The organism is uncultured Tateyamaria sp. (assembly GCF_947496075.1).
Taxonomy (GTDB): Bacteria; Pseudomonadota; Alphaproteobacteria; order Rhodobacterales; family Rhodobacteraceae; genus Tateyamaria.
In genome coordinates, this window is sequence record NZ_CANMBJ010000002.1 from 924,012 (window position 1) to 948,001 (window position 23,990).

The following is a 23,990-nucleotide window of genomic DNA, read 5'->3' on the forward strand; positions in this document are numbered from 1 at the left end:
AGGCTGCCCCTGTCACGAAAGGATCACAATTGATCGTGCATTACGCAGCGACCGTGTCCGGTTGGCCAATTTTGCCAGCGGACAGTACCAGCATGGCGCGAGTGTCACCGTAATTGAGCTTGGAAAAGAAGCTGTCGCCTGATGACGGTGCGGCGTGGATCAGCAGGCCAGACTGGGCATAGATCATCTCTTCGTCCGCGAAATGCAATTCAGCCAGGTCCGGCCCATTAAACAGGGTAGGGCGGATCCCACACCAACCGCTAAGTGCCTTGACCGGGACAGAGACCACGGGTGCGTCTACCCAGCGGGCCGGGGTGTGCAACGCAACATGGGCATTTGCGGGCAAGGCGATGTCGGAGCAGGTCGAGAGGACACCACCGGGGATATGCACAAGCGGTACAGTGCGGTCGGGGCGCGTGATCGCGGTGATTTCTGCAAAGCCACCGTCGAGCGTCGCCACGGCGTCGCCTGCCTGCAGCGTGTCAACCGATGCCCATCCTTTTTCAGTCTCCAGCAATGTATGTGCCGTGACTGTTGCGCTGATGCGCGGGACAGTTGGTGTTTTAATGGGCGTAATGTCGGCAAATGCGGCGTCGTGGTTCAGAAACATCGGTGTATCCTCGGGTCAGTTTGTGTTCGTGTTCTGGGGACAAGAACGCTCCACAAATCTGCCGCTTTTTGGTCACAACCACGGCCAAAGCCGGGCGCTGTTTCGCCACAGTCACCAGTGGGGTGCAGGCGGCCCACACTCTCCGCATCACGGCGACGCGATTAATCCGCGCTTAACCATGATTGCGTGCGGGCGGTGCTGCCCGCGCCTTTGAAATGTCTGATTCCCGCTTCGTTGGGACGAATTATTCGCTGCAGGCGCCCACAAGGCTCTCGTATTGGCGGGTGATCCAGCCAAGCGCCTCTTCGGGGTTCTGCTCTTCGATCTGCCCGGTGAAGCGGCCAAACACGGCGGCCGAACGGCTTTCATCAACGATGGTGAATTCCTGACCGGTGATCACCGTGTCGTAGACAAAGAACGCAATGGCAACCAGAAGGATGCCACGCGCCACGCCAAAGAGGAAACCAAGACCCTGATCGATACCGCCGAGAGCGGACCGTTGCACAATCGATGAAAAAAGCGGGGTGAACAGGGACACCACGATCAACGCAACAGCAAAGACAAGGGCAAAGGCCCCAATAATGCTGAGCTCGCAACTGTCAGCGATGAAGTCGCCCACAACCGGAATCTCGCGCACCAGCGGTTCCACGCGCGGGGCAAACAGGAATGCCAGAATGGCGGCTGCAATCCAGCCTGCAATTGCCATGGCTTCGCGCACGAACCCGCGCCCATAGGCCAATAGGGCCGACAGGATGATGACCACGGCAACTACGCCGTCAATGATGGTGAACCCTTCCATGGTCCTGCCCCTTATGTTCTGCCCGTGCGGCGTCTAGCCTGCGCCGAATACGTCGCCTACAAACCCGGTCAGGTCACTGAAGCGTTTCAGCGTCATTCCCGGTGCACCTTGGGCTTTGCCGCCTTTGGGTGCAATGGATGACGAAAAACCAAGTTTTTGGGCTTCTTTCAACCTGTTTTCCGTCTGAGGGGCAGGCCGAAGCGCGCCAGATAGGCTGATTTCCCCAAAAACAACTGTATCTGCGGGCAATGCACTATCCTCGCGTGCAGACAAAAGGGCGGCTGCGACGGCCAGATCGGCAGCAGGTTCGCTGATTTTCATGCCGCCTGCGACATTCAGATACACATCAAGCCCGGCAAAAGGGATGCCACAGCGTGCCTCAAGGACCGCAAGGATCATGGCAAGACGCCCACCATCCCAACCCACCACGGTCCGGCGCGCTTGGGAATGCGGGGAGGGTGCGACAAGGGCCTGCATCTCGCACAACACGGGACGGGTGCCTTCGATCCCGGCAAATACGACGGACCCGGGCGACGGCTCGCCGCGTTCGGACAAGAACAGGGCCGACGGGTTCGTGACCTCGGCCAGTCCTTTGCCGGTCATTTCGAACACGCCAATTTCGTCGGCGGGGCCGAAGCGGTTCTTGACTGCGCGCAGGATGCGGAACTGGTGCCCGCGCTCGCCCTCGAAGTACAAGACCGTATCGACCATGTGTTCGACCACGCGGGGGCCTGCAATCTGCCCTTCCTTGGTCACGTGCCCAACCAGAATGACGCTGATGCCTTTTCGCTTGGCAAAAGTCGTCAGTTCATGTGCGGCGGCACGAACCTGGCTGACCGACCCGGGCGCACTGTCGACAGTGTCGAGCCACATGGTCTGGATTGAATCGATGATGGCCAACCCCGGCGCCTCGGCCTCGAGCGTGGTCAGGATGTTGCGCAGGTTGGTATCCGCCGCCAGTTGTACTGGCGCATCGGACAGCCCGAGGCGCTCCGCGCGCATCCGGACCTGCGCACTTGCCTCTTCGCCGCTGACATAGATCGTTTTCAGGCCGTTGCGGGCGAAACGCGCCGCGGCTTGCAACAGAAGGGTGGATTTGCCGATGCCAGGATCGCCACCAACCAGAATGGCAGAAGCGGGGACAAGACCGCCGCCCAGTACCCGGTCAAGCTCGGCCACCTTGCTTTCGGTTCGGGGTGGTGGCGTTTCCTGCGTCGCCAGATCGGTCAGGGTGACCGTATTGCCCCGTTTTGTGCCCAGCCCCTTGCTGCTGGGGCCCGCAGAAAGGCCGGCGTCTTCGCTGATGGTGTTCCACTCACCACAGCCGTCACAGCGCCCGGACCACTTGGAGAAGGACGCGCCGCATGAGGAGCAGGAATAGGTCGTGCCGGTTTTTACCATGCGCGTTGGTCTGCCAGCGGCGGCGTGGGCGGGCAAGCCCTATTCAGCGCGCAATGGCAGTTGGGTGACTTTTGACGGTGTGGCAGGTTGGTTCAGTTCGGGCAGCAGTCGCTCCATCTCGTCCAAAAGACGTTCAAGATGGGCGCGTGCCACGTTCTCCTCCAGTTCCAGCCGGTTGATCCAGGTCGAAAACTCGCCATGGATCGCCTTGGCCTGTTCCAAGCGGTCGTTGAACTGCTCAATCTCGAATTGGCGCTGCTGAAGGAAGGACCGCGCCCGTTCGACCTTGGTGTCTGAATAGGCTTGGGCAAGGTCTCGACTGATATGGGACATCTTCGCCGCCAACTCCAGCAGTTCAGGCTCCAACATACCCAGATCGGGATGATCGCGCAGGAACGCCAGACGATCCTGCGTGCTTTCAAACGCATCGCTCAGACCAAAAGTGCCGCTGCGATCCGCGTGATGTGCAGCGTGATAGGCACGGGTGATGTCATCTACGCCAACACTGAATTGCCGGTGCGAGTTTTCAAGCTGCATGATGCGCATGTTGGTTGGCAGGAAAAAACACAAGGCAACTGCAAAGACAGTCAGCCCGATCTGGGCGATCATCCCAGCTTGGGCAACCGGCGCGCCATTCCAAGTAACCGAAAGGTCAATCCACGGCCAAAAGCCTGCCGCAGCCATCCCAATTGTGACAATCAATCCAAGTGCGAGCGCAGCAAAAAGAAAAAGCGCGAGCCGTTGCATGGTTGCAGCAAGAACCTGTGCTGCGAAAATTACTTGTTTCATTAGCCTTCCCCCCAGAAGACGCACTAATCTAGGCAGCATATCCTTAAGCGTCGGAAAATACAGTCAAAAAGTGGTGACTTGTGAGGGCGCGATATGGATTGTTTCCGGTTTCGCATCAATCCATGAGGTTGGACGCAATCCTTTCAGTTCGAACACCGACCCAAAGCGATGCCAGAATGCACGCGGTAAAGAGGTAAAGCCCCCACGCCACTTCCAGCCGTCCAACACCGATGCCTTTGGCAACCGTGATGTACATTGCGATCAGAAAAATATCGGCCATCGCCAGCTTCCCCATGATCCGCAGCGCAGGGGCAAGGCGCGGGCTGGCCATGTTCCAATGCAGCAGCGCCAGTCCGATGGTCTTGGCCATCGGCGCCACCAGGGCAAAGATGGCAACGATCAGGGCAAGGAAGACATCCGTGCCCCAAAGCGATTGAAGCCCGGTCAAAACGGAAATCTCTTTCAGCTTGAAAAGCGGCAGTAGCCCTGCCTCGAGCAATGGCGCAAACCACGAGACCGGGAACAGGATAAGCAGGGACAGGTTGATCCAGCGATGCATGACGGCAAGTGGCCGCGTCGGAATGCATGTGTCAAGCGCTGCACGCCTCAGCGCACGGTCTCGATCGGCCCTTCTGCCCGCCCGTGAATGAACTGATCCACGTATGGATCGGTCGCCCCGTCAATGTCGGCCACGGGACCTGTCCAGCGGATCTTGCCCCCGTGCAGCATCGCGACGTTATCCGCAATGGTCCGCACGGACGTCATGTCGTGGGTGATCGTCATCGTTGTCGCACCCATCTCGGTTACAATCTCGCGGATGAGGTCGTTGATGACGCCCGCCATGATTGGATCAAGTCCGGTGGTCGGTTCGTCAAAAAAGATGATTTCGGGTTCTGCCGCAATGGCCCGCGCCAGCCCCACGCGTTTTTGCATCCCGCCCGATAGTTCGGCAGGCAGACGATCCGCCACATCCGGCGTCAGCCCCACACGGCGCAGTTTCTCGATGGCAATCTCATGCGCCTCTTCCTTCGGGCGCGCAAGGCTGCCGCGCAGCAGACGAAAGGCAACGTTCTGCCAGACGGGCAGGGAATCAAACAAGGCAGCACCCTGAAAAAGCATCCCGAAGCGTGCCAGAAAGGCATCGCGATCTCCGGTCTGGCTGACATCCTGACCGTCAACCGTGATCGTGCCCTTCTCGGGCGTAACAAGGCCAAGGATCGTCTTGATCGCGATGGACTTGCCGGTGCCGGAGCCGCCAATGATCACCATCGACGTGCCGCGCGCGACATGCAGATCAACACCGCGCAGAACGTGATTGTCGCCAAAGCTTTTGTGGATGTTGTCGAGCGTAATCATCTGGCAGGACCTGTGACGGACAAGGAAGAGGGCGCGTTCTGGGTCATACCGAAAAGAACACCCCTGTGAGCACGAAGTTGGCGGCCAGGATCAACACGGCAGCGGCCTCGACCGACCCCTTGGTCGCCCGGCCCACGCCCTGCGCACCCCGGCCTGAGTTCATGCCGAAGTAGCATCCCATCAAGGCGGCGATGCAGCCGAACACCGCGCCTTTCACAAGGCTGGATGTAATATCCCGCATTTGCAGGAAATCGACCGTGTTCTGGATGTACGCCGCTGCGTTGAAGCCCAACGTGCCCGTGGCGACCGCATAACCACCAAAGATACCAATCACATCACCAACGGCCACCAACAATGGCACGACCAATGTGGCGGCTAGCACGCGCGGCACTGTCAGGTACTTCATCGGATGCGTCGACAGCGTGACCAAAGCATCAATCTGCTCGGTCACTTTCATCGTCGCAATCTCGGCCGCGATGGAAGAGGTGACGCGCGCGGCGATCATCAACCCGACAAGCACCGGACCCAGTTCGCGCACCATGCCTATGGCAACGATCTGGGGCACCACAGCCTCGGCATTGAAGCGCGCGCCGCCGGCATAGATTTGCAGCGCCAGCGCGCCGCCCGTAAAAATGGCCGTCAACCCGACGACAGGCAGGGACAACCACCCGATATTCAGCAGGGCCAGGGCCAGCTCGCGTGGATAAAACGGGGGCCGCAACAGGTGGGTGACCGACGTGCCAAAGAACATGGCCACACGGCCCATGGCGGCCAAAAGGCCCAGCGCGGCCCGTCCAAGTGCTGCGATCCAGCTCATCCCACAAGGCTCCGTTGATAGCGCAGGCCAAGCGAGGTCAGGATTTCATAACCAATGGTGCCAGCGGCATCAGCCACCGTATCGACAGACTGATGACGCCCGATAAGCTGCAGCTCGACGGGATCATGATCCAGTGTCGTGACGTCTGCAGTGATCAGATCCATGGACACACGGCCAACGACAGGGCAGGGCGTGTCGCCGGCAAAAAGCGTCGCCTTGGGACCCATCGCGCGGATCAACCCGTCTGCATAGCCGCCGGAGACAGTCGCGATGCGGCTGTCTCGTGGGGCAGTCCAGGTGTTGCCGTAGCCGACGCTTTCCCCCTGCACGACGTCCCGAACCTGAATGACGGGCAGATCAAGCGTGACCACCGGGGCCGCATCGGCAAAGGGCAGACCGCCATAGAGGCCGATACCCGGACGCGTCATGTCAAAGTGATAGTCCGGGCCAAGTATGGTGCCGCCGGTGGCAGCTAGAGAGCTGGGAATGTCCAATCCGTCAGTCATCGCACGGAACTCGGACAATTGCCTTGCATTCATCGGGTGATCAGGCTCATCCGCACAGGCCAGATGCGACATGATCAGCGCTGGACCTTGGGCAATTGCAATGTCGCGCACGGCGGACCATTCGGCGGGCTCCATGCCCAGGCGGTTCATCCCGCTGTCCAGTTGAATGCCGAAGGGCGCACCCGGCAACGCCTCGACATGACGCAGCATCTGGTCAACGGAGTTAAGCAGCGGGGTTAACGCCGCTTCGCGGATCGCGTTGGTATCGCCAACCATGTGCCCGGAAAAGACGTAGATCGCTGGCCCCTGACCAATCGCCCCGCGCAGCGTGTTGCCTTCTTCGGCCGTGGCCACGAAAAAGCTGCGCACGCCAGCGCGTACAAGAGCGCGGCCCACGACAGGCGCACCCAGACCATAGCCATTGGCTTTGACCACCGCACCGGTTTCGCACGCGCTGAGTGCATCAAGGGATTGCCAATTGCGCACAAGCGCGCCGAGGTCGATAGAGAGGGTCGCAGATGTCATGACCGGCTGTTTGGCAGGACGACGCGCATTGGTGAAGAGGAAAATGCGATATGGGCTTAAGGCAGCGCAAAGATGTCGCGATTGCGTTCCCAGATTTCCTCTCCGATCAGGCAGTTATAGGGTGCTGTGGCTTGGGCACGCCACAGACGCGCGGACTGTCCGGCAATTTCAAGGACCAGTTTGCGCCGCACCGCATCCTCAAATTCCGCCCAATCCGTAACGGGCACGACAAAGGCACCGGTGCCGCCAATGACACATGCGGTGTAGTAGGCATCAAGATCGGGAATATTCCACCGGGACGTAAATCCGTCATCTTGGGTCATCAATGGCAGTCCGTTGATCGTGATGCCCTGCGCCAGAACGGCATCTCGGGCCAGGGTGACGGGACGCCCCATGTTGTTCGGGCCGTCCCCTGACACGTCAATAACCCTGCGCAAGCCATCAAATGCGTTCCGGTCAATGCTCTCAGCAGCATGCATCAACGCTCCGGAAATCGAAGTGCGGCGCATCGCATCGTCAAAATGGGCTGTGATCTGACCTGCAATCCTGGCCGCATCCTCGGGGGTGGCCAAAACGGTCCAAGGTACAATCACCCGTTGGTCATGCGTCCCGGCCCATTCAACATAGGTGATTGCGATCCGACCCAGAAACCCACTTGTGATGGCGGCCTGCACCTCGGGCGCTTGAAGGGCAGCGGCATAGCCACGCCGCTGGATTTCAAGCTCGTAGGGTTGCATAGAGCGGCTTACATCAACGGCGAGGAACAGCTCGACATCCACCTCGATCCGCTCCTGCGCATGCACGACCGAGCCAAAGCACACCAACAAACCAAGAAGCAAGCGCATGCTGTTACTGTGACGGGCCAGCGTGACTCTGTCCAATCACAACCCGGCCATACAGCTTCTTCTGGCCAAAAATACCTCGGGGACGCCGAAGGCGAGGGCAGAGCCCCTAAAACATTGGCGTCGCGCGCAGCGCGTCCTTGGTGATCAGAACCCGGTGTCGCCACCGCCGCCCTGCTGCCAGGGCTGCACAAGGTTGCCGAAACGGGTAAAGCGCCCTTCGAAACTCAGGTCCACTGTGCCAATGGGGCCGTGACGCTGTTTGCCGATGATGACTTCGGCGCGACCATGCAGCCGCTCCATCTCTTCCTGCCACTTGGCCATGGCTTCCAGGTCGTGATCACCGGGCTTCTCACGTTCCTTATAATACTCTTCGCGGAAAACGAACATGACGACGTCGGCGTCTTGCTCAATCGATCCCGATTCCCGAAGGTCTGACAGCTGCGGGCGCTTGTCTTCCCGGTTTTCGACCTGACGCGACAACTGCGACAGCGCGATGACGGGGATGTTCAGCTCTTTGGCGATGGCCTTGAGGCCCATCGATATCTCGCCGATCTCCTGTACACGGTTTTCGGACACACCGCGCACCAGTTGCAGGTAGTCAACAATCAGCACATCCAGCCCGTGCGTCCGCTTCAACCGGCGCGCGCGCGCGGACAGCTGGGCAATCGGGATCGCGGCAGTGTCGTCAATATAGAGCGGGCAGGCTTCGAGCTGTTTGGCCGCGTCCACAAAGCGCCGGAACTCGGCCTCGGTCATGTCACCACGACGAATGTTTTCCGAGGGCACTTCGGCGGCCTCGGACAGGATACGCGCCGCGAGCTGCTCCGCGCTCATCTCGAGCGAATAGAAGCCCACTACGCCGCCTTCAATCGCGCCTTCGGCTCCGTCGGGTTTCAGGCCCTTTTTGTAGGCTTTGGCAATGTTGAAGGCGATGTTGGTGGCGAGCGAGGTTTTCCCCATCGACGGACGGCCCGCAAGGATCAGAAGGTCAGACGGGTGCAGACCCCCCAGCTTCTTGTCCATATCGATCAGGCCAGTTGAGATACCGGCAAGTCCGCCTTCCCGCTGATACGCGGCATTGGCGACATTAACTGCATCCGTTACAGCTTTGAGAAAACTCTGAAATCCACCCTCTGATGTGCCCTGTTCCGCCAGCTTGTAAAGCGCCTGTTCGGCCTCTACGATCTGCTCCTTGGGCTCCGAGGCGACATCGACCTTGGCCGCCTTGGCGCTGATGTCGCGCCCCAGTTGGATCAGGTCGCGGCGTACGGCAAGATCATAAATCATCTGCGCATAGTCGCGCACGGCAAAGGCACTGATGGCGGCCCCGGCAAGGCGGGCAAGGTAGGCCGGACCGCCCAGCTCTTTCAGCCCCTCATCCTCCTCCATGAACGCCTTGAGCGTCACGGGAGAGGCAAGATTGTTTTTGGCGATCCGAGCCGCCGAAATCTCAAAGATGCGGGCGTGCACCGGGTCATAGAAATGGGTCGGATTGATGATCGATGCGACGCGGTCATAGATGTCGTTGTTGGTCAGAATCGCGCCCAGCAATTGCTGCTCGGCCTCGATCGAGTGGGGCATGGTCTCGGCATCCTGAACCGCAACCCCGGTCGGATTGATTGCTGCAATCTCGTTCATCGCCCCACTCTCTGCTCGTTGTTTTATTGTCCCCGCGTTCCGGGTGTCTTGCCACAAGCGCATAGGCGTTGAAAACCGGGAGCAAGTCTGTGGACAACCCGGTGGATTCTCCACAATCGTGGTTTACACTTTCCCACATATGGCAATGGCGTCCTGCACGCATACCACATCTGTCCGGCGCCGTGCAAAAGAATCATGGTTTTGCACACTGTTCCACAGCCAGACACCATGTAGAAAAGCTACAAACGGAGCCGTATCGGCAAAGTTCCGTTACGTCCGGGCTGCCTGCCACGCGCGTGGGTCGTTCAGGAAGTCCTCGACACCGTCCAGAGTTGCGGCATCAAATGCACCGGACGCCTTGGCCTCGGCCAACACATCCCACCATGTGCATAGGTGATGCAGCGTCACGCCATGATCACCCAATACCTTCTCGGTCTCTGGGAAAATCCCGTAGTAAAAGATAACAGCTGTGTGCGCGCAGGCTGCCCCAGCATCACGGATGGCATCCACAAAGCTCAGCTTTGATCCACCATCGGTCGTCAGATCCTCGACCAGCAAAACGCGCTGACCATCGGTCATGTTCCCTTCGATCCGGGCGCCCTTGCCATATCCCTTGGGCTTTTTTCGAACATACGTCATCGGCAGGGCCATCCGCTCAGCCACGAAGGCAGCAAAAGGGATGCCTGCAGTCTCGCCACCCGCGATGTTGTCGAACGCTTCAAACCCCGCATTGCGCATAACGGTGACAGTGAGAAAATCCATCAGCGTCGACCGGATGCGCGGGTAAGAGATCAGCTTGCGACAGTCGATATAGGTCGGGCTTGGCAGGCCCGAAGCCAATGTGAACGGCTCTGTCGCGTTGAAATGCACGGCCTTGATTTCCAGCAGCATGCGGGCCGTCAGGCGGGCCATTTCTTCGGATGTGGGGTAGCTTGTTGGGATCATGATGCTTTGCTTTCGGGCTTTGTGCAGTGTGGAGGGTGCGGGAGCCTCCGGCGGGGATTTTCTTGAAACAGGGAAGTTACTGGACGGACCACGTCAGATCGAAACCGGGATCAAAGACGGTGACCGGGCCATCGTCAGTGTCAATTTGGTCAGGCAGCGTAGGGGCGGATTTGGTGAGGGCAATGGTGTCTTCGTTGGCGGGTAGCCCATAGAAAGCTGGGCCGTTGCGCGATGTGAAGCCTTCGAGCTTGTCCAGCGCATCCTCTTCCTCAAACACCTGTGCGAGTATGGGCAGCGTGTTGGGGGCTGTGAAGCAGCCCGCACAGCCACAGGGCAACAGCTTGTTCTCATCGGTGTGCGGCGCGCTATCGGTGCCCAGAAAGAACCGCGCCTCGCCACTGGTTGCGGCTGCACGCAGCGCCAGTCGGTGCTCCTCCCGTTTGGCAACAGGCAGGCAGTAGTAGTGCGGCTTGATACCTCCGGCCAGGATGTGGTTGCGGTTGATCACCAGGTGATGCGTCGTGATCGTGGCCCCAAGGCTCTCATCCTGTGCGCGGGCGTAGTCGACCGCGTTCGACGTGGTGATGTGTTCCATGACAACGCGCAAGCCGGGTGTGGTGCGTCGGATTGGGTCGAGAACCCGGTCGATGAACACCGCTTCACGGTCGAAGATGTCGATGTCATGGTCGGTGACCTCACCATGCACGCATAGGGGCAGGCCAATCTCCGCCATGCGCTCCAGCACCGGGCGCACCTTGTCGAAGTTTGCGACGCCCGAAGCGGAATTGGTGGTTGCCCCGGCCGGATAGAGTTTGACGGCTTTGACCAAACCACTTGCGTGCGCTGCGGCCACGTCATCCGCATCCGTGTCTTCGGTCAGGTACAGCGTCATCAACGGATCAAAATCCATGCCGTCGGGCAGGGCGGACAGGATGCGATCGCGATAGGCAGCAGCTTGAGCACCTGTAACAACCGGAGGCACGAGGTTGGGCATGATGATGGCGCGGGCAAAATGTTGCGCGGTCCATGGCAGCACGGCGCGCATCATTGCGCCGTCACGCAGATGCAGGTGCCAATCGTCGGGGCGGGCGATGGTAAGTGTGGTCATGCGCCGCCGTTAGCATGGGCATGACATGGGTTTCTAGTCCTCGGGCTCGGCACTTCTGGCATTTGCGGCATTGCGCAGTGCGTCAATCTCGGCCAGGCGGCGCTGGAACCGAGGTGCCCGCTTCATACGCGACACCACGTTGCGCGCCATCATGTAGGTCAGCTCGGTCCGTTCGTTGCGGTCGAGGGCGGCCAGAACACGACGCAGATAGCCCGGATAGGTGCGGCGCGCGCGATAGATCTTGGCGAATTGCAGATCATCCAGCGTGCCTTCGGCGGCCATTTCAAGCAGGTCAGGCAGCACGTTCATGGCCATCAGGTCGCTCTGGATCGTGTCGCCCATATTACGAAGGCGATATTGTGTCACACCGGCGCGGGTGAACAGGGCGGCGTGCATGGCGTCCAGTCTTTCAACCGGATCGTACAGCACATAGGCTTGCGCACAGGCGTCCAGCATGTCTGGCGCGTAGCCGTAGCGCGACGTGAAGTCGGTGCGCCGCATCTCGATAAATCGGTCGTCCCATTCCGTCACACGCGGATCAAGCGTGGCCTGGGGTTGGATCAAAAGCACCTGCGCCCCCGGTGCGGCTACGGAATAGGCAGCAGCGGCATATCCGCAGGGACCGGCCCCGTAGAACAGCACCGTTTCGAAGTCGTCGAAAAAGCCGTCATCGACCAGCTGATCGAATAGACCAATCACGTGCCGGTCGCGAAACCACGTGTCACCATCCGACGCGATACACAGGTGCGACCAGTCATTGTCGCGCACCATGGACCAGCCCAAAGGCTCGGCCCGCTCTGACAGGGCGCGCATACCCTGTACCGATTCGAAGGTCACGACCAACGTGTCGCCGCGCCGAATGTGCGCTGCAAAATGCTTGCGCCCCAGGGGTTTAAAAAACCCTTGGTCTTCAGCGGCTTGCATCAGGCGTGACAGCCACTCAGCTTTCGGCAGATCGGCCAGATCCGGCTCGAACGGAATCTCTTGGTCCTGCATTGCTCTATCCTCACATCCCGCCTTTGAACCGCGGGTTGAGGGTGACGTACCGCCGCAATGGGGCAAAAATGGGGAAAATTTGCGCGACTATTGCGCCGAGCGACGCGCCTGGTTGGCGTATTGGATCATGAATTGCGCGGCTTTTGGCGGTACAGGGCGTGTGGGTGGCGTCATCAGCAGACGGCCAAACAGCGCGCGAAACGGTTCTTGCTGCATCAATTCATCGAACCTTGATTTGCGCCACGCGACGGCGTCGTCGTGCAGTGTTGCAAGCACACTATCAGCCTTCAGGTCGGCCAGATGTGCATCGCGCCGTTCCGCATACCGGCTGATCGTTCGGTCCTCATCCGTACAGAAGTTCCGCTCGACCCAGTAATCGACGCCCAGCAAATCGTCCGAATGTACGGCGCGGCCCCGGTCCGCCTTCAGAACATAGCTTTCCATCGCTCCAAGCGGGTAGTGATTGAGCTGCGCCAACCCGTAATTGGGTTGCCCGTAGTTGGAAAACAGGCGGCGGGTTTTGAACTGTTCCGGCAACGCGCGTCCATGGCTATCGAACCAATTGGCCTGCGCAAGCTTGCTGCCATCCGCATCGCGCGGGCGATGCACGCCGGGTTTGCGATACGTACCGTCATTCGCATAGAGCGTCTTGAACATGGATGCGCGCCATGGCCAGTGCAGGATTTTCGGTGCCGCCATGGGAAAGGTATCTGTCACGGGTCGGTCCAGATATCGAACCTGGCCATTGTTGCCGAACAGACGCCATGTCAACGTGATGGCTGTGGCTTCGGGCAGGGCGGCGTGCAGGGCCGATAATGTACCGTCACCAGTATGAATGTTGACGAACTCGTCGACATCAAGCGGCAGAATCCAATCCGCTGTCTTGATCTGATCCATCTTGGCAGCGGCCTTGAGGGCCGTGAACTGGATACCGCCTTTGTCATAGGGGCCTTCATTGCGAACATGGGTCAGCCAGCCAAGCGCGGCCAGCCGGTCCAGCATGGTATCGGTGCCATCGTCGCAATCATTGGAAAACACAAGGAAATCGTCAAAGCCAACAGCCCGGTGATGGGCCAGCCATTCCAGAAGGAACGCAGCCTCGTTCCGGACCGTCAGAAGGGCAAGATGTGTCACTTCAGCGGCCAGGCCCTGCGGAAAGTGACGACTTTTTGCGTGGACAATTTGGGGTAATAGGCCAGACCGGCGCCCATCATTGCGCCAAAGACTGCGTTTACACCTTCTGGGCCGATCCATTGCGGATGCAGTTCAATGACGGCGGCGCGCAGGGTGCTCAGGTCCATCTCGGGCAGCAATTCTGCCTCGTCCCCTTCGATGTCACACACCAGAACTGTGGGTTTGATTGCCTTGGTTTGTTGACCCGCATTCACGACATCTACGGTCTCTGTGCGCACGATGCCCTCGCCATTTGTCTCTTCGACGGACGACGCCAGGATGTTGCCGCGCACATGGAAGTCCTTGGTCCCCTTGCGCTTGCCCAATATGGCGTGATGCACGGTCGTATTCTCGATCCCATTGGCGTCGTGCACCTGTCGGATGTATACGGCCAGTGTACTGTTCGCCTCGTAGACATGCACATGCGCAGCTTGGCTTTTCTTGGCCACAAGGGTCGAAATGAAACCAACCCCGCCGCCCAATTCCAGAACGACATCATCAGGCTGGATGACGCGCAACACCGCGTCACCTTCCTTCCTCTCATAAAGGCCGCGCCGCAAGCTGCCCGCAATGCGTGGCTTCAGCACATCCGTATCGCGTGGGAACAACAATCCCCGCGGTGTCGTGATCACGTCATGCTCGATCTGTGCACCATCCATCTCAACTCTCCATGTCGAGGGCGAGGGCATAGGCCACCCGCTCAGTCTCAGTCAGTTTGACCTTAAGGGCCTGATCATACAGGTCTTGGAACTCCGGATTGGCGTGGAGCTCGTCCGCCTTGGTCCGATGCCATGTCAGACCAAATTCGTGCCACTTGCGCAGTTCGGCATCCTGCATCAACGTCTCATATTCGGTGCGCATGCGGGGCAGGTTTCGTTTGATGGTGATGTCGCGGAAATCGGACCAATCCATACGGATCCAATAGTTGATCCCGATGGACCGATCCACGTGCAGCGCACGGCCACGCTGCCGCTTGATCAAAAAGCTTTCCGCGCTGCGCAGGGCATAGTGATTGAGCTGCAGAAGGTCATACCCAATTGATTTCTTTGAACTTCTCCAGCCGTTTTCGGCGACTTCCTTGGTCATGTCCTTGCCGGACCCGTTCACCCAACGCACGTTGGACTTTTTGCCGGGCTTTAGCTTGTTCGGTCGGTGGCAGCTGATCTTTTCGTAGGCACCGATGTTCTTGAACATCGTCTTGAACCCCCAGACCGTGTGCGGTTTGGGGCAATATTTCGGGGCGCAGTGGTCGAACTGGTCGATGACAAACTCGTCTTTCAACTCGGTCACGCCGTTATGGCCGAACAACCGCCAGGTCATGGCGACATTCGTTGCATCCGGTACTGCGTCAAAGAAATCCTGCAACGTGCCATTGCCGGTGCGCACGTTCATGAACTCATCCACATCAATATGGATGATCCAGTCCGCGTTCTTGATCAGAGGCTCTTTCAGCGACTGGTTCAACGCGTATTGTTGGGGCGAGTTGCCCTTCCAGTTGTCGTTGTTGCGGTGCTGGAGCACACCCATGTCTTGCAGACGATCCAGAATTTCCGACGTGCCGTCTTCGCATCCGTTGGTGTAGATCAGGAAATTGTCGACGCCCATCGCACGGTGATAGGCAACCCATTCGACGATATAGGGCGCCTCGTTCTTCATGCAGCCGACAATGACATTGCCGGTCGACCCCTTGGGCAGATCGCGTTTGTCGATGGGGGCGTAGGCCGCGGCCAATTCCTCTTCGTTGACGGCGCCCAACTTGTTGTGGGGCGCAAAGGAGGACGCGCGCAGTTTTTCGAAGTTCTGCACGGCCAGCGGTGGCATCAATGCGCGGGCCGTGTCGGTCAGGCCATCGCTCGCCACGGGGTCTGGACCCGGCGGTGTTGGGGCAGGGGTGCCGTTCAGGCGAGCCAGATCAGCGGCCTTGGTCTTGCGTTCTTCCTGTGTCGCTTTGTCGATCCGCCACATGAAGCCCAACAGATATTGCGATGCGCGAAAACCGCGTGTCGGATCCGCCTCTTCCCAGGCCTTCTTTGCACGCGGTGCTTTGAACAGGCCTGCACGCAGCCCGTGCGCCTTGGCAATGGCGGTGTTCTGCGTGGCAAAGGTTTTTGAGATGGCGGATAGCGATGCGGGATCAATGGGATCACCGTCCACCTTGATTTCATTCACAAAAGATCGCCACAACTGCCGGGGCAGAATGCGTTTCTCATTCGCCAGCACCTGCAGGATCAGGTCGTTCAACTGCCGCCCGCGCGCCAACCACGCCGCAGATGGTTCGGAAGGCACATCCGCCTTTGCAGCCTTGCCAATGGCCTGTTTGATCTGAAATGCCGTACGTATTTCTTCGGTCACCGTTTCGGCGGCAAAGACCTCTGCATCGTAGGCCCGGAACGTGAGGGTGCCCTCGCCAAACACCGCGTTCCAGTGTCGTTCCAGGGCGCTGTAGTCCAGCCAGCATGGGGCAGCCTGGCTTTCGATGAACACACCCGCCTGCGGATTGATCCGGGGCGCGGCTGCCAGTGCGTCTGCCCACCATGTCTTGCTGCCCGCAAGCTCCAGTTCCTGGGTAAGCGCGACGCCGCGCCCCTCCATGATCTGTTCCCGGTAGTGGCGGGCCAGCAGGTGCGCAGGTTCATCGATATGCGCGATGATGCGAATGTCCTCGGACAAGGGTGCCAACAGGGCCTTCAATCGCTCAAGTTCGGATTTGGACACCAGGCTCACACCCAGTTGCGACGCGGACAGGATCAAGTGATCTGGTGAAAACTGCGCGACTTCCTTGGCCAGATCAGCCGCGACCGTATCATGCAGAACTTTCTGTTTGTCAGCTGTGATGTATCCGCGGTTGTAACGCAATGGATCGACATGCGCGGTCTCTGTCACCGCCATGTATAGGCGTGTGTGGTTCTTGTTTCCGGGGCTGCGCGCATAAAGCACGCCCTTGGTGATCATCTGGTCCCGTTTGGCGGCCAGCACGTTCTGCAGGCGGTCTGCGCCCACCTGTTCCAACCCGATATGCAGGTGGATTCGCATCAGGCAACCTCGTTCAACTTGTTCACATTGGTCCGACCCCACCAGTTCACCGGCAACTCGATGAAACCGCTGATCAGGTCTTTCGCTTCGGGGTCGGCCACGTCGTATTCCAGAAAATCATCATCATCGCGAAAGATCGCGCGCAGATGGGCATAATGGGCTTCGATCCACTGCATTCGCTGGATGCTCGTCTCTCCAAACCCTTCCGGCAGGCCTGGGATGTTGTTGGCGGGCAGGCGCGACGTGCCCAGATCGGACCACGCCAGCATGGATTGCGACATCTCGAAAGGGTCGCGGTTCGAAGCAAGGAACTTGACGCCGGGATTGTGCTTGCGGATCGCCATGATCAGCCCGAAATCCATTTGCGGCCACAGGGACCGTCCTGCGCGCAGCACACTCATCTCCGAAATCGCGTCGAAGTCGGCGAAGTACGCGCCCGGATCACCTGTCTCGAAATATCCACGATACAAAAGGTCGGCGACAAATTCATTGTGCAGCTGCGTATTGTTGGTTTGGCGCGGCCGCACGCGATGGTCCGCCACATGCAGCCCCGCCCGACGCAGGGCACGGGCCAGCGTCGTGGTGCCGGTCTTGGGCAGACCAAGGTTCACAACGCGCAAACTCATGCCGCGGGCTCCATCAATCCCAGGTCGATCAACATCGCTTCTTCCTGCGGCGGCAGGGTCGAGGCGGCGTGCAACTGTGCCTGCATTGCCTGGTATTCCGGAATTGCCAGCAACTCGTCCCGCTTGGCGATATGCCGCTGCACGCAGTCGTCATGCAGCGCACTGATCTCCTTGTCTTTCTTCAGCTCCACCAACGCCTTTTTCAGATCGGGCAAATAGCGCTGAATGCTCTTGTCTTCCCAGGCGGGGTCATTCCGCTCCCGCCAATAAGTATCGTCAAAGGCGCGGTTTTCGCGGTTCACATCGCCCCGGTCATTCTTGACCAGATAGCTATCCAAAGACCGCAAAGCATAGTGGTTCAAGGTTGCAAACTCCCGCGCCCCATGTGCGGGAAAGCGGCGAATGCGGCGTGGATTGGCGGCGACAAGGAACTTGTGCGGCACTTTGCGACCCGACCCATCGGTCCACGCAGGCTTGGCTTTGCCCTTCTGGAACGGGCGATGTGCGCCGTAGTACTGCAAGGGAAAGTCGTGACGCACCAGCGACTTGACCTCAATCGCGGCCTCTCCACACCACAGGTCCGGATTGTGCGAGCGATGGAACTGGCCGATCACCGGCGCATCAACAAACGTGTCGACGCCATCATTGGCAAAAAACTGGAAGGTCACCGAAATCGCCTGCGGATCACCACAGGCCTCGATCAGGGCAGGGATCGTGTGATTGCCCACATGGATGTTCAAAAACTCGTCCACATCCGCGACCCAAACCCAGTCGGCCTCGGTCACGATGTCCTGACGGCGCGCATCCTTCAGCGCTTCCATCTGATAATTGCGCCCCTCCGCCGGGTTCGGCAAATGCTGGCACAACCCGCGATCGGCCAATGCATCCAGCAGGGCATCGGTCCCATCGGTGCAATCATTGGAATAAAACAGATGATCGGTCACCCCGATCAGGCGGTTGAAGGCAATCCACTCCAACAGAAACGGGCCCTCGTTTTTCACGCAGGTCACAGCCGTAATGCGCATCAAACGCCAGCCTTTCGTGATCGGGTCATTGCCCACCGCCTCTGTTCCGGGTTCCCGTATCTATGCCGCGAACCTCATTCTTATCCCGTTAACACCATGCCATTTCTCGCGAATCCCGTCAACGCACAGGACTTTAGGAGGCCTTGACGACACGGCCCAGCGATGCAGGTTGGACGCAAGGAAGGAAACCCGATGCAAACCCCAACTTCTATCGATGCTGTCCAGACCATGCTTGCTGATCAGGGCTATGTCTGCGACCGCGCCCTTGGGACCGTCGTGTTCCTAAGCCTGTCCCTCGGCCGCCCGCTCTTCCTTGAAGGCGAGGCAGGGGTGGGCAAGACTGAAATCGCCAAGGCGCTGGCGGCTGCACTTGGCCGTCGCCTGATCCGGTTGCAGTGCTACGAAGGGCTCGATGCGTCATCGGCGGTCTACGAATGGAACTTTCCGGCACAGATGGTCGCGATCCGCACAGCGGAAGCATCGGGCGGGGCCGACCGCAAAGCGCTACAAACCGAACTCTTCTCTGATGATTACCTGATCGAACGCCCGCTGCTCGACGCCATGCGCCCGGACGCCAACGGGGCGCCGGTCCTGCTGATCGACGAGCTGGACCGCACGGACGAACCGTTCGAGGCTTTCCTGCTCGAAGCGCTTTCCGACTTCCAAGTTACCATTCCGGAACTGGGCACGATAAAAGCCCCCGAACCGCCCATCGCCATCGTCACCTCCAACCGCACGCGCGAAGTGCACGACGCGCTCAAACGCCGTTGCCTATATCACTGGGTCGACTACCCGAATTTCGACCGCGAGATGGAGATCCTGGAGGCCCGCGCGCCAGAAGCGGCAGCCGAACTCAGCCGCGAAGTGGTGGCCTTCGTGCAGCGCTTGCGGACCGAGGACCTGTTCAAGAAGCCCGGCGTCGCCGAAACCATCGACTGGGCCAAATGCCTGCTTGCGCTCGACGTGCTGACACTCAGCCCCGAGGTCATCGCAGACACGCTCGGCGCAATCCTCAAGTACCAGGACGATATCCAAAAACTCCAAGGGTCCGAGGCCAAACGCCTGCTGGACGAGGCCAAAGCGTCTCTGGAACCGGCATGATCTGATGTCGGTTGCGCCCGTGATCCATATCGGCGGCTGGCCTGGTGCGGGTAAGAAGGCGATTGGAAAGCGTGTGGCCGAACGTTTGGGAGGGCGATTGATCCACAATCACCTGATGCTGGATGCCGCGCGGGCACTCTATGCGCGCGATACGCCGGAAAGCATAGCCATGCGCGAAGAAGTCCGAAATCTCATCCTTGCCCATGCGCGTCGGCTGTCGGACGATGTACCCATTGTTCTAACCGACGCTTTGGCGGATGAACCTGCTGCAAGACTCCTTTTCCAACCAACACTTGAACTTGCACGAGACCGAAACGCGCTATTGCATCTGTTTGTGTTGGACCTTTCCATTGATGAAAACCAACGTCGTCTGTCGGACCCATCCCGGGCAGGGGGCACCAAGCTGACGGATGGTGACGTGCTAAAAACCATTCGAAGCCGGGAGAAGTTGTTTACTCCGGCCGCAGCCGTCGTGCTGGACGTCACGAACCTGTCTGCCGACAACGCGGCAGACAAGATTTGTAGGCATCTGGAGCGTCCGCATGCCTGAATACACCCCACTCGAACTCCCCGAAAACCCAAAGCTCGCGGGAAACATCACCCATTTCGCCCGCGCCCTGCGCCGCGCTGGCCTACCTATTGGTACGGGCCGCGTGATGGATGCCATCACGGCAGTGACCAAGGCGGGCTTCACCGAGAAACGTGACTTTTACTGGACGCTGCACGCCTGCTTTGTCTCAAAGCCGGAACACCGGGCGGTCTTTGCCCAGATTTTCCGCCTCTACTGGCGCGACCCACGCTACCTCGAACACATGATGGCTGCCATGCTGCCTGCCGTGCGGGGCGTACAGGAAGACCGTAGCGCACAAGCCGCTGAGAAACGCGCCGCCGAAGCGCTGCTTGATGGAGCTGGCGATGACATCGACCTGCCAGAGATGGAGGAGGGCGGGACCGAGATCGAAATTGACGCCTCGCTCACCATGAGCAACGAGGAACAGCTCAAAACCCTCGATTTCGAACAGATGAGCACCGAGGAAATGGCGCAAGCCAAAGCCATGCTTGCCCGCATGGCGCTGCCGGTCGATCCCATGCCAACGCGCCGGACGCGGGTCGCCGGGCTGGGGCGCATCGATCCCGCCCGCACCTTGCGCGCGGCCATGCGACAGGGCGGAGAGATGCGCGATCTGAAGTGGAAAACGCCGAGGGTCCGCTATCCGAACCTTGTGGCGCTCTGCGATATCTCGGGCTCCATGAGCCAGTATTCCCGCGTTGTGCTGCACTTCCTCCATGCGGTGGCGAATGCAAAGGGGGCGGGCTGGGCCAAGGTGCACGCTTTCACTTTTGGCACGCGGCTCACAAACATCACGCGACATCTGGCACAGCGTGATGTGGATGCGGCGCTGCAAGCCGCAGGGGCGGAAGCGCAGGATTGGGAAGGTGGCACGCGGATTGGATCGTGCCTTGAAACGTTTAATCGCGACTGGTCCCGCCGCGTCTTGGGACAAGGGGCTGTGGTGCTTCTGATCACCGACGGTCTCGACCGTGACGACCCGGATGCACTGGCGAAACAGATGGAGCGTCTGCACCTCTCCGCACAACGTTTGATCTGGATCAACCCGTTGTTAAGGTGGGAGGATTTTGCACCACGCGCCCGTGGTATCGCTGCAATGCTGCCCCACGTGGACAGCTTCCGCGCCGGTCACTCCATAGCGTCCATCGAAGAACTGGCGCAGGTGATTTCCCTGCGCGACGATGTCGGCGACCGCGACCGCTTGCTCCGAATGATCACCGCCTGATCCGGGCCAAGATTTTTCGTACGAAAAGTCTCGCCGTCCCAACAGGGTCACGCGAATGTATCGGCAAAGCTGTTGCGATAGATGTCCGACAATTCCGACAGCGGGGCCGAGCTGTTGCCCATCCACACCGTATCGCCCGAGAATTTGCCGACGGAAACGATAGGCACGCCCGCCTTGCCGGCGGCGATCATCAAGGCTTCGGCTTTGTCAAAGGAACAAGCCACCAGATACCGCGCCTGATCCTCGCCAAAGAAGCTGCCCATCTCATTGGCGTCGATCCATACGCCTACGTTTGCTGCTTCTGCCAATTCAAAAGCGGCAAGGGCGAGGCCCCCGTCACTCAGATCAGTGCAGGCGTTAATCAAGTGTCTGTTTTCACGAATGAAATCGCCATTCCGCTTCTCAGAATCAAGGTCCACATGCGGCGCGTCCCCGTCAGTACGTCCAAACACTTCGGCAAGGATCGCGGACTGGCCCAGATGTCCGCCGCACTCGCCCACCAGCAAGGCCACATGGCCATCGCGCACGTCGCCACCGATGATGTTGTCCGGGTGATCGATCAGCCCAACGGCCCCGATGGTGGGGGTGGGCAGGATGCCGGTGCCGTCCGTCTCGTTGTAAAGCGACACGTTGCCCGACACGATGGGCATGTCGAGCGCTTCGCAAGCCTGACCAATTCCGTCGAGCGCCCCCACGAACTGTCCCATGATCTCGGGCTTTTCGGGGTTGCCGAAGTTCAGATTGTCTGTTGTTGCCAATGGCTTGGCGCCCACTGCCGTCAAGTTTCGATAGGCCTCTGCGACCGCCTGCTTACCGCCCTCGACCGGGTTGGCCTTGACGTAGCGTGGAGTGACGTCCGACGTGAAGGCAAGGGACTTGTCCGTGCCATGCACCCGCATGATCCCTGCACCCAGACCCGGTGTGCGGGCGCTGTCGGCCATAACCATTGTGTCATACTGTTCAAACACCCACTGCTTCGCGGCGTAGTTGGGGCTGGCCAGCAGCGCCTTGAGGCCGTCGATCGGGTCGATGCTTGGGATGTCCCCGAGGGGACTGGCTTCTGGTGTGGGCTCCCACGGACGATCGTATTCCGGGGCTTCGGAGGCGAGTTTGGACAGCGGCAGGTCTGCTTTGATCTCGTCATCGTGCTCGATCAGAAAGCGGTCTTCGGGAAGCGTTTCACCCACGATGGCGAAGTCCAGATCCCACTTATCGAAGACGGCCTTGGCCTCGGCCTCAAGCTCGGGATTGAGGACCATGAGCATGCGTTCTTGGGACTCAGACAGCATCATCTCGTAGGCGGTCATGTTCTCTTCGCGCACGGGCACGTCGTTGAGGTTCAGCTTGACGCCAAGACCACCCTTGTCGCCCATTTCCACCGCGGAACAGGTCAGGCCAGCGGCCCCCATGTCCTGGATCGAGATCACGGCTCCGGTTTGCATCAGCTCTAACGTGGCTTCCATCAGACGTTTTTCGGTGAAGGGGTCACCGACTTGCACGGTGGGGCGTTTTTCTTCGATCGTGTCGTCGAATTCGGCGCTGGCCATAGTGGCCCCACCGACGCCGTCGCGGCCCGTCTTGGCGCCAAGGTAAACGACGGGCATGCCGATGCCCGAGGCGGCGGAATAGAAAATCTTGTCCGCGTCGGCGAGGCCTGCAGCAAAGGCGTTCACGAGGCAGTTGCCGTTATAGGCCGGGTCGAACCGCACTTCACCACCCGCGCAAGGCACGCCGAAGGCGTTGCCATATCCGCCGATGCCTTCAACCACGCCGTGCACCAGCTGGCGGGTCTTGGGATGGTCGGGTTCGCCGAAAGACAGGGCGTTCATAGATGCAATCGGGCGGGCACCCATCGTGAAGACATCGCGCAGGATGCCGCCCACGCCGGTGGCCGCGCCCTGGTAGGGTTCGATGTAGCTGGGGTGGTTGTGCGACTCCATCTTGAACACCACGGCCTGTCCGTCGCCGATATCGACAACGCCCGCGTTCTCACCCGGACCACAGATCACCTGAGGGCCCGTGGTGGGCAGTTTCTTGAGGTGGATCTTGGAGGATTTGTAGGAACAGTGTTCGTTCCACATGGCCGAGAAGATGCCGAGCTCGGTAAAGGTTGGCTCGCGTCCGATGATCTCGAGGATACGGTCGTATTCATCGGGTTTGAGCCCGTGACTTGCGATCAGATCTTCGGTGATTTTCGGTTCTGGCATGTGGTGTCCCCCGGCTTTGGACCGCTCTTTAGAGCAGGGACGGGCGAGGGGAAAGGGTTTGTCCCCGCGGGGACAGCCTGTTCGTTGCGTTTAGGGTATTTTCATCGCTTTTTGATCGTTCCGAGAGATCAATTGCTTAGATCATCGCGCGGTCGCTTTGGCCGAAATTAACCTGACTTAGGCAGGCTGGGCCATGACCCGGAGCGGTTGCGCGCGCCATGTCGGACACAAGATGCGCGCAACACAGGGTGTGTCTTAGCCATTCAAAAGCAGGATGGTCACGATTCCATCGTCATCAGAGGACGATGACCGGGCCTTGATCCGCAGCCTTTGGGTGTCGGCATCAATCACAATATTTCCATCCTGCAGCGTCAACAGGTCGGTCTTGGTTGTGACGATCACGTCCTTGCCACGCAAACGAAAAATGGATCCGGCGCGCGGCACCAAAAAGAGGCGCGTGCGATCCTGGTTGATGCTCAAGCCATTGGTCAGCCCCACGAAGTCACCGTCTGAAGAATAGACGCGAATACCGCTTTTGCCATCGATGGCGGCGATATCCGACGGGCTGAGGTCGGCGTGCGCAACAGTGGCTGAGAGGCCGAGTGTCAATGCGGTAAGGGTCGATTTAATAAACGTCATAACAGGCTCCTTTTTATGCTGTTGCCCATCAAATGGTTGCCAGCTGCCCCAAGGA

23 protein-coding genes are annotated in these 23,990 nt (G+C 59.5%); 3 read left to right on the top strand and 20 right to left on the bottom strand.

Features of this window, described 5'->3' with window-relative positions:
• Window positions 1–40: 40 nt before the first annotated feature.
• From Q1A51_RS08590 to Q1A51_RS08675, 18 genes are all read right to left on the bottom strand, one after another.
• Window positions 41–610 (bottom strand): hypothetical protein, encoded by a 570-nt coding sequence (locus tag Q1A51_RS08590; RefSeq protein WP_299597334.1) that lies wholly within the window; start codon window positions 608–610, stop codon window positions 41–43.
• Window positions 611–854: 244 nt separating this feature from the next.
• Entirely contained in the window at window positions 855–1,409 is a 555-nt protein-coding gene (locus tag Q1A51_RS08595) for a CvpA family protein (protein WP_299200529.1), read from the bottom strand.
• Window positions 1,410–1,442: 33 nt separating this feature from the next.
• Window positions 1,443–2,810 carry a DNA repair protein RadA gene (radA, locus tag Q1A51_RS08600; protein WP_299597330.1) on the bottom strand — a complete coding sequence of 456 codons (1,368 nt, stop codon included), beginning with the start codon at window positions 2,808–2,810 and terminating at the stop codon, window positions 1,443–1,445.
• Window positions 2,811–2,849: 39 nt separating this feature from the next.
• Window positions 2,850–3,599: a DNA repair protein gene (locus tag Q1A51_RS08605; protein ID WP_299597327.1), complete on the bottom strand. Its 750-nt coding sequence runs from the start codon at window positions 3,597–3,599 to the stop codon at window positions 2,850–2,852.
• A 115-nt stretch (window positions 3,600–3,714) separates the two neighbouring features.
• Window positions 3,715–4,158, bottom strand: coding sequence for a paraquat-inducible protein A (locus Q1A51_RS08610; protein ID WP_299597324.1), 444 nt, complete (start codon window positions 4,156–4,158; stop codon window positions 3,715–3,717).
• 47 nt (window positions 4,159–4,205) lie between these two features.
• Window positions 4,206–4,955 (bottom strand): ATP-binding cassette domain-containing protein, encoded by a 750-nt coding sequence (locus Q1A51_RS08615; protein WP_299597321.1) that lies wholly within the window; start codon window positions 4,953–4,955, stop codon window positions 4,206–4,208.
• 43 nt (window positions 4,956–4,998) lie between these two features.
• The gene (locus Q1A51_RS08620) at window positions 4,999–5,772 is read right to left on the bottom strand and encodes an ABC transporter permease (protein WP_299597318.1); all 774 of its coding nucleotides are present in this window, start codon (window positions 5,770–5,772) and stop codon (window positions 4,999–5,001) included.
• Window positions 5,769–6,803: an alanine racemase gene (gene alr / locus Q1A51_RS08625; RefSeq protein WP_299597315.1), complete on the bottom strand. Its 1,035-nt coding sequence runs from the start codon at window positions 6,801–6,803 to the stop codon at window positions 5,769–5,771. The genes Q1A51_RS08620 and alr overlap by 4 nt, the downstream gene beginning before the upstream one ends.
• Before the next feature lie 56 nt (window positions 6,804–6,859).
• Entirely contained in the window at window positions 6,860–7,648 is a 789-nt protein-coding gene (locus Q1A51_RS08630; protein ID WP_299597312.1) for a DUF1194 domain-containing protein, read from the bottom strand.
• Between the two features lie 144 nt (window positions 7,649–7,792).
• Complete coding sequence (locus Q1A51_RS08635; RefSeq protein WP_299597309.1) at window positions 7,793–9,286, bottom strand: replicative DNA helicase; 1,494 nt, start codon at window positions 9,284–9,286, stop codon at window positions 7,793–7,795.
• 270 nt (window positions 9,287–9,556) lie between these two features.
• The gene (locus tag Q1A51_RS08640; RefSeq protein WP_299597306.1) at window positions 9,557–10,231 is read right to left on the bottom strand and encodes an orotate phosphoribosyltransferase; all 675 of its coding nucleotides are present in this window, start codon (window positions 10,229–10,231) and stop codon (window positions 9,557–9,559) included.
• A gap of 76 nt (window positions 10,232–10,307) precedes the next feature.
• A complete protein-coding gene (gene pyrC, locus Q1A51_RS08645) occupies window positions 10,308–11,339 on the bottom strand; it encodes a dihydroorotase (protein ID WP_299597303.1) in 1,032 nt (343 codons plus the stop codon).
• A 33-nt stretch (window positions 11,340–11,372) separates the two neighbouring features.
• The gene (locus tag Q1A51_RS08650) at window positions 11,373–12,335 is read right to left on the bottom strand and encodes a phosphoadenosine phosphosulfate reductase (RefSeq protein WP_299597300.1); all 963 of its coding nucleotides are present in this window, start codon (window positions 12,333–12,335) and stop codon (window positions 11,373–11,375) included.
• Between the two features lie 87 nt (window positions 12,336–12,422).
• On the bottom strand, window positions 12,423–13,469 hold the full coding sequence (locus tag Q1A51_RS08655; RefSeq protein ID WP_299597297.1) for a glycosyltransferase family 2 protein: 1,047 nt from the start codon (window positions 13,467–13,469) through the stop codon (window positions 12,423–12,425).
• Window positions 13,466–14,167: an FkbM family methyltransferase gene (locus Q1A51_RS08660; protein ID WP_299597294.1), complete on the bottom strand. Its 702-nt coding sequence runs from the start codon at window positions 14,165–14,167 to the stop codon at window positions 13,466–13,468. The genes Q1A51_RS08655 and Q1A51_RS08660 overlap by 4 nt, the downstream gene beginning before the upstream one ends.
• 1 nt (window position 14,168) lies before the next feature.
• Window positions 14,169–16,541, bottom strand: a complete 2,373-nt coding sequence (locus Q1A51_RS08665) for a glycosyltransferase family 2 protein (protein WP_299597291.1) — start codon at window positions 16,539–16,541, stop codon at window positions 14,169–14,171.
• The gene (locus Q1A51_RS08670) at window positions 16,541–17,167 is read right to left on the bottom strand and encodes a sulfotransferase (RefSeq protein WP_299200472.1); all 627 of its coding nucleotides are present in this window, start codon (window positions 17,165–17,167) and stop codon (window positions 16,541–16,543) included. The genes Q1A51_RS08665 and Q1A51_RS08670 overlap by 1 nt, the downstream gene beginning before the upstream one ends.
• On the bottom strand, window positions 17,164–18,192 hold the full coding sequence (locus tag Q1A51_RS08675) for a glycosyltransferase family 2 protein (protein WP_299597287.1): 1,029 nt from the start codon (window positions 18,190–18,192) through the stop codon (window positions 17,164–17,166). The genes Q1A51_RS08670 and Q1A51_RS08675 overlap by 4 nt, the downstream gene beginning before the upstream one ends.
• Window positions 18,193–18,384: 192 nt before the next feature.
• On the opposite strand from Q1A51_RS08675, the gene Q1A51_RS08680 reads away from it, so the two are divergent.
• The 3 genes from Q1A51_RS08680 to Q1A51_RS08690 are packed head-to-tail and all read left to right on the top strand — an operon-like array spanning window position 18,385 to window position 21,089.
• Window positions 18,385–19,293, top strand: coding sequence for a MoxR family ATPase (locus tag Q1A51_RS08680; protein WP_299597284.1), 909 nt, complete (start codon window positions 18,385–18,387; stop codon window positions 19,291–19,293).
• Between the two features lie 4 nt (window positions 19,294–19,297).
• On the top strand, window positions 19,298–19,843 hold the full coding sequence (locus Q1A51_RS08685; RefSeq protein WP_299597282.1) for a hypothetical protein: 546 nt from the start codon (window positions 19,298–19,300) through the stop codon (window positions 19,841–19,843).
• Complete coding sequence (locus tag Q1A51_RS08690) at window positions 19,836–21,089, top strand: VWA domain-containing protein (protein WP_299597279.1); 1,254 nt, start codon at window positions 19,836–19,838, stop codon at window positions 21,087–21,089. Before Q1A51_RS08685 ends, Q1A51_RS08690 begins: the two co-directional genes overlap by 8 nt.
• A 47-nt stretch (window positions 21,090–21,136) precedes the next feature.
• Here Q1A51_RS08690 and purL read toward each other — a convergent pair whose 3' ends face one another.
• The gene (gene purL / locus Q1A51_RS08695) at window positions 21,137–23,296 is read right to left on the bottom strand and encodes a phosphoribosylformylglycinamidine synthase subunit PurL (RefSeq protein WP_299597275.1); all 2,160 of its coding nucleotides are present in this window, start codon (window positions 23,294–23,296) and stop codon (window positions 21,137–21,139) included.
• Window positions 23,297–23,551: 255 nt separating this feature from the next.
• The gene (locus Q1A51_RS08700; RefSeq protein WP_299597272.1) at window positions 23,552–23,935 is read right to left on the bottom strand and encodes a hypothetical protein; all 384 of its coding nucleotides are present in this window, start codon (window positions 23,933–23,935) and stop codon (window positions 23,552–23,554) included.
• Between the last annotated feature and the right edge of the window lie 55 nt (window positions 23,936–23,990).

Coding starts and splice junctions, on each gene's coding strand:
- radA (WP_299597330.1), bottom strand. CDS start 2,810: ATGGTAAAAACCGGCACGACCTATTCCTGCTCCTCATGCGGCGCGTCC.
- Q1A51_RS08605 (WP_299597327.1), bottom strand. CDS start 3,599: ATGAAACAAGTAATTTTCGCAGCACAGGTTCTTGCTGCAACCATGCAA.
- Q1A51_RS08680 (WP_299597284.1), top strand. CDS start 18,385: ATGCAAACCCCAACTTCTATCGATGCTGTCCAGACCATGCTTGCTGAT.
- Q1A51_RS08595 (WP_299200529.1), bottom strand. CDS start 1,409: ATGGAAGGGTTCACCATCATTGACGGCGTAGTTGCCGTGGTCATCATC.
- Q1A51_RS08640 (WP_299597306.1), bottom strand. CDS start 10,231: ATGATCCCAACAAGCTACCCCACATCCGAAGAAATGGCCCGCCTGACG.
- Q1A51_RS08700 (WP_299597272.1), bottom strand. CDS start 23,935: ATGACGTTTATTAAATCGACCCTTACCGCATTGACACTCGGCCTCTCA.
- alr (WP_299597315.1), bottom strand. CDS start 6,803: ATGACATCTGCGACCCTCTCTATCGACCTCGGCGCGCTTGTGCGCAAT.
- Q1A51_RS08685 (WP_299597282.1), top strand. CDS start 19,298: ATGTCGGTTGCGCCCGTGATCCATATCGGCGGCTGGCCTGGTGCGGGT.
- Q1A51_RS08675 (WP_299597287.1), bottom strand. CDS start 18,192: ATGCGCATTACGGCTGTGACCTGCGTGAAAAACGAGGGCCCGTTTCTG.
- Q1A51_RS08615 (WP_299597321.1), bottom strand. CDS start 4,955: ATGATTACGCTCGACAACATCCACAAAAGCTTTGGCGACAATCACGTT.
- Q1A51_RS08620 (WP_299597318.1), bottom strand. CDS start 5,772: ATGAGCTGGATCGCAGCACTTGGACGGGCCGCGCTGGGCCTTTTGGCC.
- Q1A51_RS08670 (WP_299200472.1), bottom strand. CDS start 17,167: ATGAGTTTGCGCGTTGTGAACCTTGGTCTGCCCAAGACCGGCACCACG.
- purL (WP_299597275.1), bottom strand. CDS start 23,296: ATGCCAGAACCGAAAATCACCGAAGATCTGATCGCAAGTCACGGGCTC.
- Q1A51_RS08650 (WP_299597300.1), bottom strand. CDS start 12,335: ATGCAGGACCAAGAGATTCCGTTCGAGCCGGATCTGGCCGATCTGCCG.
- pyrC (WP_299597303.1), bottom strand. CDS start 11,339: ATGACCACACTTACCATCGCCCGCCCCGACGATTGGCACCTGCATCTG.
- Q1A51_RS08690 (WP_299597279.1), top strand. CDS start 19,836: ATGCCTGAATACACCCCACTCGAACTCCCCGAAAACCCAAAGCTCGCG.
- Q1A51_RS08635 (WP_299597309.1), bottom strand. CDS start 9,286: ATGAACGAGATTGCAGCAATCAATCCGACCGGGGTTGCGGTTCAGGAT.
- Q1A51_RS08660 (WP_299597294.1), bottom strand. CDS start 14,167: ATGGATGGTGCACAGATCGAGCATGACGTGATCACGACACCGCGGGGA.
- Q1A51_RS08630 (WP_299597312.1), bottom strand. CDS start 7,648: ATGCGCTTGCTTCTTGGTTTGTTGGTGTGCTTTGGCTCGGTCGTGCAT.
- Q1A51_RS08590 (WP_299597334.1), bottom strand. CDS start 610: ATGTTTCTGAACCACGACGCCGCATTTGCCGACATTACGCCCATTAAA.
- Q1A51_RS08665 (WP_299597291.1), bottom strand. CDS start 16,541: ATGCGAATCCACCTGCATATCGGGTTGGAACAGGTGGGCGCAGACCGC.
- Q1A51_RS08610 (WP_299597324.1), bottom strand. CDS start 4,158: ATGCATCGCTGGATCAACCTGTCCCTGCTTATCCTGTTCCCGGTCTCG.